At 54.4% G+C, this 14,272-nt stretch carries 13 protein-coding genes and 1 other RNA gene; 10 read left to right on the top strand and 4 right to left on the bottom strand.

Annotation, left to right across the window (positions count from 1 at the left end; translation table 11 throughout):
• Positions 1–26 precede the first annotated feature (26 nt).
• The 4 genes from ACZ46D_RS10310 to ACZ46D_RS10295 all read right to left on the bottom strand — a co-directional run bounded on the left by ACZ46D_RS10310 (position 27) and on the right by ACZ46D_RS10295 (position 2,416).
• Complete coding sequence (locus tag ACZ46D_RS10310; protein WP_464927349.1) at positions 27–863, bottom strand: hypothetical protein; 837 nt, start codon at positions 861–863, stop codon at positions 27–29.
• A 15-nt stretch (positions 864–878) separates the two neighbouring features.
• Positions 879–1,670, bottom strand: coding sequence for an ABC transporter permease subunit (locus ACZ46D_RS10305; protein ID WP_464927348.1), 792 nt, complete (start codon positions 1,668–1,670; stop codon positions 879–881).
• A gap of 161 nt (positions 1,671–1,831) precedes the next feature.
• On the bottom strand, positions 1,832–2,176 hold the full coding sequence (locus ACZ46D_RS10300) for a hypothetical protein (protein ID WP_464927347.1): 345 nt from the start codon (positions 2,174–2,176) through the stop codon (positions 1,832–1,834).
• Positions 2,177–2,215: 39 nt separating this feature from the next.
• Complete coding sequence (locus ACZ46D_RS10295; protein ID WP_464927346.1) at positions 2,216–2,416, bottom strand: pilin; 201 nt, start codon at positions 2,414–2,416, stop codon at positions 2,216–2,218.
• Between the two features lie 648 nt (positions 2,417–3,064).
• On the opposite strand from ACZ46D_RS10295, the gene ACZ46D_RS10290 reads away from it, so the two are divergent.
• The 10 genes from ACZ46D_RS10290 (at position 3,065) to ACZ46D_RS10245 (ending at position 14,168) form a co-directional block, all read left to right on the top strand.
• Complete coding sequence (locus ACZ46D_RS10290) at positions 3,065–3,592, top strand: GspH/FimT family pseudopilin (protein WP_464927345.1); 528 nt, start codon at positions 3,065–3,067, stop codon at positions 3,590–3,592.
• A complete protein-coding gene (locus tag ACZ46D_RS10285; protein ID WP_464927344.1) occupies positions 3,589–4,392 on the top strand; it encodes a prepilin-type N-terminal cleavage/methylation domain-containing protein in 804 nt (267 codons plus the stop codon). Before ACZ46D_RS10290 ends, ACZ46D_RS10285 begins: the two co-directional genes overlap by 4 nt.
• Complete coding sequence (locus ACZ46D_RS10280) at positions 4,389–4,781, top strand: type IV pilus modification PilV family protein (protein WP_464927343.1); 393 nt, start codon at positions 4,389–4,391, stop codon at positions 4,779–4,781. Before ACZ46D_RS10285 ends, ACZ46D_RS10280 begins: the two co-directional genes overlap by 4 nt.
• A gap of 9 nt (positions 4,782–4,790) precedes the next feature.
• Positions 4,791–5,282 (top strand): PilX N-terminal domain-containing pilus assembly protein, encoded by a 492-nt coding sequence (locus tag ACZ46D_RS10275; RefSeq protein WP_464927342.1) that lies wholly within the window; start codon positions 4,791–4,793, stop codon positions 5,280–5,282.
• 46 nt (positions 5,283–5,328) lie between these two features.
• Complete coding sequence (locus ACZ46D_RS10270) at positions 5,329–9,423, top strand: PilC/PilY family type IV pilus protein (protein WP_464927341.1); 4,095 nt, start codon at positions 5,329–5,331, stop codon at positions 9,421–9,423.
• Positions 9,424–9,435: 12 nt separating this feature from the next.
• Positions 9,436–9,795: a hypothetical protein gene (locus ACZ46D_RS10265; protein ID WP_464927340.1), complete on the top strand. Its 360-nt coding sequence runs from the start codon at positions 9,436–9,438 to the stop codon at positions 9,793–9,795.
• A gap of 133 nt (positions 9,796–9,928) precedes the next feature.
• Positions 9,929–11,737, top strand: a complete 1,809-nt coding sequence (locus tag ACZ46D_RS10260) for a GspE/PulE family protein (protein ID WP_464927339.1) — start codon at positions 9,929–9,931, stop codon at positions 11,735–11,737.
• 124 nt (positions 11,738–11,861) lie between these two features.
• The gene (gene smpB / locus ACZ46D_RS10255; RefSeq protein WP_464927338.1) at positions 11,862–12,317 is read left to right on the top strand and encodes an SsrA-binding protein SmpB; all 456 of its coding nucleotides are present in this window, start codon (positions 11,862–11,864) and stop codon (positions 12,315–12,317) included.
• 38 nt (positions 12,318–12,355) lie between these two features.
• Positions 12,356–12,710, top strand: a transfer-messenger RNA (tmRNA) gene (ssrA, locus tag ACZ46D_RS10250).
• A gap of 201 nt (positions 12,711–12,911) precedes the next feature.
• Positions 12,912–14,168 (top strand): tyrosine-type recombinase/integrase, encoded by a 1,257-nt coding sequence (locus ACZ46D_RS10245; protein ID WP_464927337.1) that lies wholly within the window; start codon positions 12,912–12,914, stop codon positions 14,166–14,168.
• Positions 14,169–14,272 lie beyond the last annotated feature (104 nt).

The following is a 14,272-nucleotide window of genomic DNA, read 5'->3' as shown; positions in this document are numbered from 1 at the left end:
GGTCAGAGTAGGGCTATTCATCGCGTTCAGTTGCTGTTTGGCAGGGCGGCAAACTTGCTGGTGGTGCGCACCCGGCCCGTATTGTCCAGATAAAAGGTGCCGCCGTAAGGATCGATGACAGGCGTGGCAAGATAGCCGGCCTGGGTCATTTCCTCGATTGTTTTGGCTGGTCGGCCCAGGTCACGGAGAAAGGCTGCCTGTGCGTCTTCGATGCGTTTGACTGCAATGAAGGCTGTCAGGCGTAGGTCGAAGGATTTTTTGATCGTCTCGTCGCGGGCGCCAGCCTTCATGGTCTGTAGATAGGCGATGGCCAGACCCGTTTGATTGGCCTCGTACATGTATCGGCTGGCCAGGCGAATGAACAGGTCGGAGCCGATTAACTCCCCAGCTCTTTTATAGTAAAAAGCCGCCTTGTCGTAGTCCTTCAGGAAGTAGGCATAGTTGAATCCGGCAAAAAATGGCAGGTAGTGATCCCAGGTTCGGTACTGCATGCCGTAGTCGAGCAGCGCATTGGCCTCATCGATGCGGCGCATGTCCCACACCAAAATGGCCTGGGCAAAGTAATAGGCATCCATGTTGTAGGGGTCTAGCCGGGTGGCGGTTTTGATCAGGGGATACATGCCTTGGAAATCATGGACGATGTCCCTCTGCTGCTGGGATTTTTCCAGGGAGGTGCCGTAATAGATGAGCACCTTGAGCACCTCCAGGGCGCCGAAGAGTTGTTTCTGGTCGGCGGTGACAAAGCGCATGACTGCGGGCTGGGGGCTGACTCCGACGCGTTGGACAAAGGGTCGTTCCTGCATGTGGCGGGCGACTGGTGCCAGCAGGCAGAGGAGAAATGCCGCGTATAATGTCAGGGACAAGGCCTGCTTCATGGTCTAATGCAGCTCGCGTCTGGTAAACAGCATTGCGGCTGCGGAAAGCAGCAGGCCGCTGTAGGCAAGGCTGTATGCCAGCGGCAGCAGAATTCCGTTGCCAGGGATGGGGATGCTGTAAACGGCATTTGCCTTGAGATCGAACACCGCAAAGTTGGGTAGCAGGTAATACAAAAACAGGGCGATCTGCTTGGTCAGTGCTGGTAAAGTAGCCCCCGCAGGGGTTTGCAGGTAATCGTAGACTTCCTGGGTGACGTTGCCGCCAAGAAACAGGGTGATGGTGCCGAAGATGGGCAGAAAAAAAGAGGTGCTCACCGTGGAGAAAAGAAAGGACACCGCCACTACCATGATGTACTTCAGGCAGTCAAAGGCAAGGGCAAGCAGGATGTTTGTCCAAAGGATTGGCCGGGCTGGCGGATCGGCCTGGGAGATATACCAGATGGTGCCGCAGGCCAAGAGCCCGAGAACCAAAGAGATCAGCAGTAGAAAGCCGGCGATGCCGAAGAATTTACCCAGCAAATAATTGGTCCTGCTGATGGGCAGTCCCAAGACGCTGTAGATGGAATGCCGGTCGATATCCTTCCAGAGCGCCGTGCCCCCGCAGAACACCGCGATCAGCAGCAGGATGAACGAGGAGAGAGACAGGGAGAGGGTGATGGCAAGCTCCCCCACCTGCCGCATGGACAGGACGCTGACCGAGGGGATGAACAGGAAAATGCCGGTTGCCACCAGGATTCCTTGCAGAATCCGGTCGCGGAGCAACCCCTTCCACGTAATGAGTATCAGGTGGTGCATGGTGGATACCTTTGAGGATGGGATGCAGAGACAGGGGAAGTGATCTCAATGAGACGCCAAAAGAGGCTTGGTGCCTTGCGGCGCCAAGCCTCTTTTGTGATCACTTCAGTGCGTCAGTCCGAGGGGGGCGAACCCCAGGGGCTGTGGCTGGCGTCGGGACCTTATTTGGGCAACCAAGCGGTAGCGCCGGCCTTGACTGCGGGTAAGGGAGAAGTTGCGGTTGTCGTTTGGGGAAGTTGATTGGCAGCAGGTGTGATCGTGCTAAAGTAAATTTTGGTGTCTGAAGATAGCAACCCGTATTCTTCTGTACCCTGTGCATGCAAAGCAGTGGCACAAAAGGCTACGGCATCGGAGGTAACATTAAGGGCCACGCTTTTTGAGGGGGCCCAGGCGACGGTTCCCCCAATAGAGGTGGCAATGCTAAGGGGGGTGCCGACAGCCAAGGCGCTCATGGGCAGGGCCAGACAGCCGGCAACGGCCAGGATACTCATGTAATATTTATTCATGGGGTCATCTCCTTGTTCAATAGAGTATTGTGTTTTGGTTTAGAGGGTTGGATAGGCATTATTATCTGCAAAAGATACTTCCATGGCGGTCTTGAAATTTCGCAGATCACTGACGGTGGCGGAGTTGAAGGCCCGTTGCCGATAGGCGGCGAACTGCGGGATGGCGATGGCCGCCAGGATACCGATGATCGCGACAACGATCATCAGCTCGACCAGGGTGAAACCTTTCTGATTGTTCATGATGCGCTCCTTTTTTTGTGGGTGGTGATGTGCATAAAATTGATAGTACATAAATACTATGACATTGCCATTGTCTGCGTCAAATCCAATTTTCATGCCACACCGTAGAGATTATGAGGCCACCGTGAAATTGTTTTTCATTTCATGTAGTTGTCTCGATTGATTCTGGGTAAACCGGAGATGGCGTTGAACTTGTCTGTTGGCAATAATTGTCACAAGTGACACATTTTGTAAGTTTGTGTGGCTCCAGGCAATGAGGCTTTGTGGGAAAAGGAACTGAGCGCAGGCGGATAGGGACACAGCAAGGCGTGACTTGGCATAATCCCGGAATCGCCTATCTGCTGGCCGGAGTCTCAGTGGGCCGCAATCCCCGCCTCGCGGGATTACGTGGCAGGTGCCAACAATGTTGCCCATGTTTGTTTCTTTACATTTCCTGATAAGTGTCGTTTGTGAAATCCTGATAAAATATTGTCTACATAGAGGAGCTGTCCGTGGGCGGTTCCCGTGACTATTCTCTCCTTATTATGCCACAATAAACACACGGGTTGTCACCCGTGTGTTTATTGTGGCATAATCCGGTATGTATTTTGCACGTATTTCTTTTTTGAGACAGAGGAAGATGTCAAAGCCGGCAATGGCGGAGAAAAAATGAATCACCTGAAGAGGGCCTTATTTTCAAGGCGAGAAGGCGGTTTCACCTTGACCGAATTGGTGGTCACGATCGCTATTCTCGCTATACTTGTGGCGATTGCCATGCCGCAAATGTCTGCAATGATGCGGAATGCGGAATTGCGCGGCGCGGCCCGGGTTTTGGCCTCAACCCTGCAACGGGCGCGAAGCGAGGCCATCACCAGGAAGATTGATGTCGGGGTCGAGTTTACCCCCACCCCTAATGCCACAACAATGGGCGGCAGTTATCGGGTATACCTGGACGCTGACAATGATGGAAGCTGTGATGCCGGAGAAACGGTGCTGGAGCAGAGAAATGTCCCCGCGACCGTCGCCCTGTATTCCTCCACCTTTGCAACGGGCAGCGCCAGATATGACAGTCGGGGGCTTGCCAATGGTGGCGGCAGTGTCAGGCTGGCCAACCTCACCCCCATGTATTATAGGATAACGGTTTCCACTACGGGCAATGTGCGGATACAAAAATCAACAGACGCAGGCGCCATATGACCAGAGGATTGCCGTCCCATAAAAAAAGTTTGCTTGTGACCTGCCCCGGCAACCGAGGTTTCAGTCTGGTCGAGTTGCTCATTGCCATGCTCATGGCAGGGGTGGTCATGGGCGCGATTTACAGTATTTACAGTTCCCAGCAGAAAGCCTACTCTTCCCAGGAACTTATCGCTGAAACCCAGCAGAACTTTCGGGCCGCGATTACGGTAATGGGCAGGGAGATCCGGCTGGCTGGTCATCGGAATCCTGCGATCGTTGCCTTAGACCCGTCCACGATGACGGATTGTGTTCTTGACGGCCCCGGCGTTTGTATTGGCTCCAACTCCAGTCAGCTTGTTTTTACCTATTTTGACGCCTCTGCCACGGACACCACTGTCGATTATGACGGCGATGGCGCCCCTCATGTAGCTGTCGGTCCCCCAGATCCCGGTGATCTGATCAAGGTCACCTATGATCTGTACAAGGCATACGGTGAAGGGGCTGTCGCCGATGATCTTGGTCGGGAAATTGGTATTGGCAGTAGGGTGCCCACGGTTTTGAATATCCATGGCCTTGAATTCCGCTATCTTATCGATAATGGCGTTGGCGGTTTTAACATTGCTACTTCGGTGGATGCCGGAAACATGCGGAGTGTGCGCGGGGTTGAGGTGACGATTCTTGCCAAAAGCTCGGGCACGGACAGAAACTATGCGGTTGCACCTTCATTTACCTCACCGGGGGGCACAACCTGGACGCTGCCCACTGGGATTCGGGGTCGGATGTTCACGACAACCATCATGTGCAGGAACCTCATTCTATGAGCCCACAAGGACTGACCAGCAACGAGAAGGGTTTCACCCTGATCGAGGTGATGATCGCCATTACCATTTTGGCAATCGGACTCTTGGCTGTGGCCGCGACCCCGATTATGGTGATGTCGGGCAACAGCAGGGCGCAGCGGATCACCGAGGCCTCTTTTGGGGCCATGGATCGCCTCGAGCAGTTGATGGTGCTGGACAACTCCGCAACGGAACTTACCGCCGGCAACCATTCCGCCACAGTAACCCAGGGGGGGGTCACCTATACCGTGAGCTGGGTCGTAACCAATCTGGACACCTCGCGGAAGCAGGTCGATGTTACCGTACAGTGGAGCGAAGGCCTGCTTACCAAGCAGTACCAGTATTCCTATTACAAAACGGATTTCCTGTAGGTGCAAGGGATGAATATTTTTAAAGTTGGCAAGGGGGAGGAGGGCTTTGTGCTGGTGGCGGCATTGCTGATCATGCTGATACTCCTTGTCCTGGGCGCGACCTCCCTGAGCAATACCAACGTCGAGTTGAAGATTGCCAGTAATACCCGAGAGATGGTGCAGGAACTGTATGTGGCTGAGACGGCATGGCAGGAAGGGGCAAACTGGATGGTTGATTTTTCCAAGCCGCCGCCGGTGGTCAATGTCGGGGTGGAAGCAAACAATGTGCGGAATTTCGGCAATGGCGGCACCGATGTGCCCAACAATACCTTCCCCGCTGGCACCCAAGATGGCATCCTTAACGGGGTTTCGTATTGGTACAAGGCAGCCTATCTTGAAGATCACGCTACTCAGGGCGGTGGCAGAGATTATCGGGATTTTTATTACACCATCACCGGCAATGCCGATCGTGCGCAGGAGCTCGAGACCGTTGTCCGCAAGGTTTACAAGACCGGATATTGATCATGGCCGCAGTCGTGGCTGATGGCAAGAAACTGTGAGGTGCACCATGAAATATCGAATCGTTGGGAAGATATTTGCGGCCTGTGTTCTGGTTTTGCTCTCTGCGTCTTTGTGTTTTGCAGATACGCTGCGAGTCCGGGTTGGGACTGGCAACGATGATGCCCAGGAGTATCTTCAGGCTGGCTGTAGCGGCGCGAGGACTCTGGGTGAAGTTCGCTTGGGTGATGATTATCTGGAATTTGGTAGAGACGATTGTTCTGGAACCGATCCGGCTACGCTGGAGGGTTTGCGCTTCACCACATCACTTATCCCGCGGAATGCGCAAATAACCGCAGCCCATCTTGAACTTGTGGTGGAAAATGCATCTTGCGGCGAAGGCATTACCTGGACCGTACGTGGCGAGAAGGTCGGGAATGCGCCAACGTTCAGTAGCGCCGCGTCTTCCATTTCCGGCAGAAAAACAGCGAATTCCACCACTGCCTCGACAACCTGGACAAATGATCGAGATGTCTGCAATAACTGGAGTGGCAGAACGACCATCTTGGGCCCTGACCTCAAGGCCATTGTGCAGGAAATCGTCAACCAGGGAACCTGGAATACTGGCAACTCCTTGGCTCTGTTTGTTAGCGGCACGGGACGACGCAATGTGTATTCCTACAACCAAAGAGCGTCACGGGCGCCCCTGTTGCATATTGACTATCTGCCGGCCGCTGCCCCAAAAATCAGCGTCGATCCCGTCAATCTGGGGATCTCTTCCTTTCAGGGAACAAATCCTGTTGATGGCTCTGTTACCCTGACCAATACCGGAAACGCCAACCTGGTATATACCATTATCGATGACGCGTCCTGGCTTTCTGTTACCCCGGCAAGCGGAACCCTTGCTGCCGGCGCCAGCCAGACCCTGACGGTTACCTATTCCACCGCAAGTCTTGTTGCCAGCAGCTATGCCGCGACGATTACCATTACAGACCCCACCGCCACTAACTCTCCGGTGGATATCCCGGTGAGCCTTTCGGTGCAACCGGCGCCGCACAGCAGCGCCTGCGGCGAGGTTCCGCTCTATACAGAAAATCTGGTCAACCCCGCCATTCTCATCCTGTTGGATATTTCCGGCAGCATGACAACCTTGATGCCTCTGGTAGACTCATCCCTGGCGGTCAACGCAACGCCGGAGGTGAAAACCATTGTTCAGGAGATTGTCAACCGGCCAGGCTGGAACGACCCTCTCCTCCCCCCGCCCCCCATGGCTTTTATTCTTGCCGGAAATGGCAGTGGTGCACGGCGGGCCAGATCCTATGACAATTCCGCGGCATACGCCCCTGTTTTGACCGTGAGCTACATTAACGCGGATGACAGCATACAGTACGACAACGTGGAGTTCCCGGTGATACGTTCGGGGGCTGATGCCCACCAGTTGGGCGGAACCATGTACCTTACAAACACGACGCTTCAGTTGGGAGGAAACTATAGCACCGGCCTTTGGTTTGATGCCGTGGATATTCCCAAGAATTCCACGATCTTGAATGCAAGCATCCGTTTTGTTCCCTCCTTTGCCGATACTTCTGCCACCACCCTGACCATCTACGGGGAAGCGGCAGACAGCGCAGCACTGTTTCCCCTGGCGAACATCACGGGCCGGACGAAAAGCACTGCCAGTGTAAGCTGGGCCATCCCGAGTTGGACGCCCCCCACCCAGGAATCACGCATCAAGATTGCCAAGGATGTCTTGAGTAAACTGGTGGCGGACCGCAGCATCGCTTGGGGCTTTGGTTCCTGGACAGGCGACTACAGCAGCTCCGATCCAACCCACTACACAAAGGTGCATACGGGTTGTAAGTTCAATGACGATGCCCATCAGGCCAAATTGCAGACCTCAATCGCCAGCGTTAGCCCTGCAGGGTACACGCCGCTGGTTCCGGCAATGCAGCAGGCCCAATCATATTTTGCCGGAACCAAGGCCGATCTTGAGGGGGCTTATTATGTACCCCTTTCCTGTCAGCCAAAATTCCTGATCCTGATCACCGACGGCCTGGGCAATCTGGATACTACCCTGGCCGGGGTTATCACCGAGGCAGGCAAACTGGCCGATCAAAAGATCACCACCGTGACCATCGGGTTTGGCCTTGACGATGCCACCCAGCTGAACGAGGTCGCAAAGATCAGCAACGAGCGGGGGAAGGCCGTTACCGATGATGACCTTTATGCCATGCATAACGAGGTTGCCAGCGTGGGCGTTCCCTTCATCGCCCAGAACAAGAGCGATCTGGAGGCTGCTCTTGAGAATGTTACCACCAATGTCAAGGCGCAGGTGTTTTATGGTGCCACCCCGGCGCCAACGACCTCCGCCGGGCGGGAAGACCTGATCGTCAACGCCCAGTTCAGCGCGGGGGGGTGGACAGGAGACCTGACCTGTACCAATTATGACACCAAGACTGCCACCCTCGGCACACAGAAATGGAAGGCCTCCACCGTTATGCCGGTGACCAAGAAACCTTATACCGTTATCGATACGGTTACGAACGCCGTGGTTCCCTATACCGACGCTACCCTGGCCAGCGACAATTATCTCTGTAAGTCTTTGGGGGATATCATCAATTCGACCCCGGTAATTGTCGATGCGCCGTCCTTTTATTACCCGTTCGACAGCTACGCTACATTTAGAAACGCGCAAGCCAAACGGAACAGCATGATTTATGTTGGCTCCAATGATGGCGCCCTCCATGCCTTCAAGCTGGATGATGGTGTTGAGCAATGGCGATTTTATCCCAACAGTATCCTCGCCAAACTCAATGAGGCCAGTGACCCCACCAAGAATATGTGTTCCGCGGAGTTCTGCCACCGGTATCTGGTGGATGGCTCACCCATGGCTGCGGACATCTATGATGGCATCAAGTGGAAAACCGTGTTGATGAGCGGTTTACGGCGTGGCGGCGCTGCCTATTTCGCTCTTGATGTCACGGGAGGCAGGCCATTTGATGCGGCGGCTGTGGACCCGCTTAATCCGGACAATCGGGTGAAATATCTCTGGCAGTTCACCGACGGCCAGCTTGGCCAAACCTGGGCGCAGCCGGAGGTGTACCGGGTCGGAGTCAAGAGTTCGACCGCAACGGTATGGGGTGCTTACTGGGGCTCGGGCTATGCCGAGGACATTCTCAACCAGCCGAATAAACAGGCATACCTCTACGGGGTGGAGGCCAACGATGCGTCTGTGCCTTTATGGAAAGACGCCACCGGGGTTGCCACCAACAGGATCAAGCTCCCCTCCGCGGCATCCACTTTGATGGACGACGCCTTGGGCGGAGTGGTGGTTGCCGAGATGAATGATGATTACCGAGGAGACAGGCTGTACACCGGCAACCTCTACGGGACCATGTACCGGGTGACCAATATCGGGAAAAACGAAACCCCCAGTGTTTCCACCCTGTTCAGCTTCAATCGCGGCACTCCGGATCATTCAACCCCCATCAGGGTAAAGCCGTCCTATGCCTACTATGCCGAAAATATCATCTGGATTTATTTTGGCACCGGGAGCTATGAGGTGCAGGCCGACAAGACGACCACTGCGATGCAGTACTTCTTCGGCCTTCGAGATGATACCACCTACCCCAGTCATACTTTGGCCACACTGCCGGTTTTCACCACACCGAAGGTAACGAATGCTGCAACCGGGAAAGATTATCGAGTAGTTTCGGGAAGCGCTCCTGGGCCAGCGCCATATTCCTGGGCGGTGGAGTTGAATAACCGATTGGTTTCCGGGGGGGCCTCCGAGAGAGTGATCAGCGACTCTTTGGTCGTGGGCGGGGTGGTTTTTTTCACCACCTTTACCCCGGCGGCCGATGTCTGCGAGGGAACTGGCCAGGCGTGGTTGTTTGCCCTGGATTACGCCACCGGCAAGCCTCTGTCGACCCCCGTGTTTGATGTCAACGGGGACAAGACTTTTGACAGTAAGGATATGATCAAGGATGCCAGTGGGAACACATATCAGGTTGCAGGGATTTATCTGGGAGAGGATATGGCCTCCAATCCAGTTTTACACAAGGATACCCTTGTCGTTGGTACCAAGACAGGGGGAACCGAGACATTTAAGGTAAATCTTCCTCGGATGAAACCAAAATTGCGCTCCTGGTGGCAAAAACCTTAGGGGGAACAGCCAATGAAAAATTTTGCATATGCTGTCATTTTTGCTCTGGTTGTTTGTCTTGCCCCGCTCGACGCACAGGCCGGAACCAAATATCTCCCGGAAAAAATGTTTGTGGGGAGAATTGTGGAGCTGGGGACTAACCAGTCGCTGGTGCAGGTCGGAGATTACTCCTTTGTCATGGGGCTGATTGTTGTGGACAGCGGGGCTGGTGAGGTGCCTGCAAGTCGCGCCGATCTACAGGTGGGGCAACTTGTGCAGGTGGAGGTTGCCCGCAAGGGGGTGGATCTTTCCGAGGCAAAAAAAATTATAATCCTAAAGGGAGAACGGCTACAGCAGGCAATACGGCAAATGGCGCTTCCTCCAACGGATTAACCAAAATGGCATGGGGCAGCAAAGCCGCAGCTGTCTGGCGACTTGCTTGTCGCCAGGGGGTTCCTTTAAAAACTGCTGGTTATTGCTGCCAATCAGGCGGAATAACCAGCGTGTGTGTGAGAGATTGTGTCGGATGACAACCACGCTGAATGACGAGAAATATCTTCTGGAATTACTTGCGCGAAACCGGCTGATCACCCCAGAACAGCGCTCTTTTGTTGAAAGCCATAAGGCCCAACAACGCCAGCTTTTATTGAAGCAGCACAGCGCCCGGCACAAGAGCGATACTGGCAGGGCGCGGGATGACTCTCTGAATTTTGTCGATATCATTTCCTCGCTGAACCTGGAATTGTCTGGGAAAAAAGGGCAGATCCTCACCGAGGAGCTGATTTTCCGGGCTGTGGCCAAGGATATGGGCTTGCCCTTTAAAAAGCTCGATCCCCTTGAGCTGGATCTGAAAACGGTTACCAAAACCATCCCGCGCACCTTTGCCTTTCGCCATCTGTTGTTGCCCTTTTCCATTGCCAACGGCGTGCTTGAGGTTGCCATCTGCAACCCCGACAACAAAACGGTCCTGGCCGAGATTGAGCGGGCCAATCAGCTTTCGGTCAAGCCCTATCTGGCCACCAAGAGCGATATCCGCAAGACCTTGGCCGAGTTTTTCGGCTTCCAATCTTCCATCACCGCCGCGGAAAGCCATCTGGCCCGGCCCCTGGTGGACCTGGGCAATCTCGAACAGTATGTGCGCATCTCCTCCACCGAGGAGGCGGCTTCTTCGGACCAGCATGTGACCTCGGCGGTGGATCATATGTTCAACTACGCCTTTGAGCAGCGAGCCAGCGATATCCATATCGAACCGAAACGGGAGCAGGCCCAGGTTCGCCTGCGAATCGACGGGGTGCTGCATACCATCTACAAGCTGCCCAAGGTGGTCCATGCCGCAGTGATCTCCCGGATCAAATCCCTGGCCAGAATGGACATTGCCGAGAAACGGCGGCCCCAGGACGGCCGAATCAAGGTGGATCGCGGCGGCCAGGAGGCGGAGATTCGGGTTTCCACTGTGCCGGTGGCCTTCGGCGAAAAGGCGGTGCTGCGAATCCTGGACCCGGAGATTTTGTTTCAGGATGTGGGCAATATCGGCTTTTCCCAGCGTGATCTTGCGGTGTACCAGGGCTTTATGACCGCGCCCCATGGGATTTTTCTCGTCACCGGGCCAACGGGCAGCGGTAAATCCACCACCCTCTACTCGACCCTCAAGCAGATCGCCACCCCGGAGAAAAACGTGGTCACCGTGGAGGATCCGGTGGAGATGGTGCACGAGGAATTCAACCAGATCCCGGTGCAACCGCAGCTGGATGTGACCTTTTCCACCATCCTGCGCAATATCCTGCGTCAGGACCCGGACATCATCATGATCGGCGAGATCCGCGATTTGGACACGGCGGTGAATGCCGTGCAGGCGGCGCTCACCGGCCATCTTGTCTTTTCCACCCTGCACACCAACGATGCCGTTGCTTCCATCAGCCGATTGCTTGATCTGGGGGTGCAGCCTTTCATGGTCGGTTCGACCCTGTTGGGGGCCATGGCCCAGCGGCTGGTACGGCGGATCTGCCCCCATTGCAGTGAAACCTTCCGCATCTCGGCCGACGAGCTGCGCGGTTTCGGTCTGCCGGTAACCGAGGACGGAGAGTTTGAGTTGCGGCGGGGCAAGGGGTGTCAGCAATGCCGGGGTACCGGCTATCTTGGCCGCTGCGGGATTTTTGAGATCTTTGCCATGAGCGACAAGATCCGCAAGCAGATCAGCGGAGGAAGCGCCGAAACGGAAATCAGGCAGACGGCGAGGGAGGAAGGCATGACCACGCTCAAGGAGGATGCCTGGTGTAAGGTGAAAAGTGGTATCACTACCCCGGAGGAGGCCTTGCGTGTAACCGGGGCGGATTAGCCGCGCGAGACCGCGCCCCTGGCTTTTTCAGCCAAGATGCATTATAGTGCTGTCATGATCCCCTTGTTCCCCCGGAGCAAGGGTTTTTTTCTTGGAGTTTGTGCATGGATGTACGGGTGAAAATGTGGCGGTGAAGGTTGTCTGCACCAATAAAAAAGCCTATCACGACTTTACCATTGAGTCGGAGATCGAGGCAGGCCTCATGCTATTGGGTTCGGAGGTGAAGTCTCTCCGGGCCGGCAAGGCCAATCTGCGCGACGGCTTTGCCAAGATCAAAAATAACGAGGTTTTTCTCCAGCGGGTGCATATCTCGCCATACAGCCACGCCACCTATGATGCGCCGGACCCGGTGCGGGAGCGCAAGGTGCTGCTCAAGAAACGCGAGATCCTCAAGCTGGTTGGCAAGATTCAGGAAAGAGGGTACTCTTTGATTCCCCTGAAGATGTATTTCAACGAGCGGGGCAAGGCCAAGGTGGTTCTCGGCCTGGCCAAGGGCAAGAAGCTTTACGACAAGCGCGAATCGCTGAAGAAGAAAGATACGGACCGCGAGATTGATCGGGCCATGCTAAAATATAAATAGATTTTTCAGTAGTCGTTGTTAACTTTTCATTCAAACATGGGGGCGAAACGGATTCGACGGGGATATGTAAGCTCAGGTTGCATGCCGAGGTTTCTACCAACCTCGTAAAATAGGTAGAGCAAAATATAGTCGCAGACGACTATTCTTACGCTGTAGCAGCTTAAATGCTACCGGTCTTTCGGCCTACTCCTGCGCGGCCGAAAAGAACGTCGACTAGCGGGATAGCCTACGGTGCGCGCCTGCCGCGCCGATGGCGAAATTCAGTAGGATAGTGCCGAAAGCCTCTTGTTCTGGAGGGGCCAAGGCACGATAAGCAACCACACAGAACTAAGCATGTAGATATCGGGAGGGGAGTATTTTCGGACGCGGGTTCAACTCCCGCCGCCTCCACCAATTTAGTTCCGGTACTGTCCGGTAAAGTACAGTAAGCCCACATTCCATAAGGTTTGTGGGCTTTTTTGTGTCCAGTGTGGTGTAAAGAAAAATATTGACAACCGGGGGCAACTGGGGGCAACATTAGGGGCAACAGGGGAGTGGTTAGTTGCTGTTGCCCCCATGGGTATGGTAATATTGTTAGGATTGTGAGGAGGCCTTATGTCCCCAGTACTTACAGATGCAGCTATACGAAACGCTAAGCCAGCGGCCAAGCCTCTGCGCCTTTTTGCTGGAGGAGGTCTTTACCTGGAAGTTGCCCCCGCTGGGGGCAAGTGGTGGCGGCTCAAGTATCGTTTTGGGGGCAAGGAAAAACGGATCTCTTTTGGCGTGTACCCAGAAGTTTCACTGAAGGATGCCAGGGAAAAAAGGGATGTAGCCCGCAAGCTGCTGGCACAAGGGATTGACCCCGGCGCAGAACGGAAGGCTACCAAGGCCATTGAGTCAGGATCGGGAAGTTTTGAGGCCGTAGCTCGTGAATGGCACGCCAAGTTTGCTAACACTGAATGGTCGGAAACACATTCAAAAAATATTTTGAACAGACTGGAAAAGAATGTCTTTCCTTGGCTCGGTTCTCGGCCTGTTGATGAGATCAAATCGCCGGAAATAATCAACGTGTTCCGCATGATTGAAGCGCGTGGCCACTTGGAAACGCTACATCGCACCTTGGCTAACTGTGGACAAGTGTTCCGTTATGCCATTGTCACCAGTCGAGCCACCATGGACCCCACGTACAAGATGAACGAAGCTTTTCCAAAACCGATCAAACGCCATTTTTCCGCGATTATCGATCCGCAGGGTGCTGCACCTCTTCTGCGAGCCATTGACGAATATCATGGCACCTTCGTTGTGAAGTGTGCTTTACAGTTGGCTCCGCTATTTTTTCTTCGTCCCAAAGAGTTGAGGCTTGCCGAGTGGTCCGAGGTTGATCTTGATCGGGCAGAATTGGTGATTCCCATTCGAAGAATGAAGCGGACACGGCGAGACAAGGAGGCTAACCCCAAGGAAGTTCATGTCGTCCCCCTAGCAACTCAGGCTGCGGAGATTCTGCGGCAGCTTTTTCATTTCACCGGTTCTGGCAGCTTGGTATTCCCAAGTGAGCGAGGGAGGAACAGGGCGATCAGTGACGCAACGCTAACCAATGCCCTGCGGCGGATGGGATATGGAAAGGATGAAATGCATGTCCATGGTTTTCGGGCGATGGCCCGGACCATGCTGCAGCAGAATTTAGGGATGGCGCCGGAATGGATTGAGCGGCAATTGTCCCATGCAGTGGACAACCCGCTTGGAAGAGCCTACGACCGGACAACATTTTTGCCTGAGCGCCGGAAGATGATGCAGGAGTGGGCGGATTACCTGGACCGGATCAAAGCGGAGAAGGTTGAAAAGGTGGTGCCGATCCGAGCCTCCGGTTTTTGAGTGAGATTGAAGAATGTTAAGACAACGGCATTTTGGGGTATAAGTAGATCAAATTCGAAGAGGCTTTGAAATGGATTGGATAAAACGAAACCTGCGCGAAATAA

The sequence above is a fragment of the Thiovibrio sp. Mzg5 genome (assembly GCF_055379285.1).
This window is presented reverse-complemented; position numbering and strand designations above follow the sequence as displayed.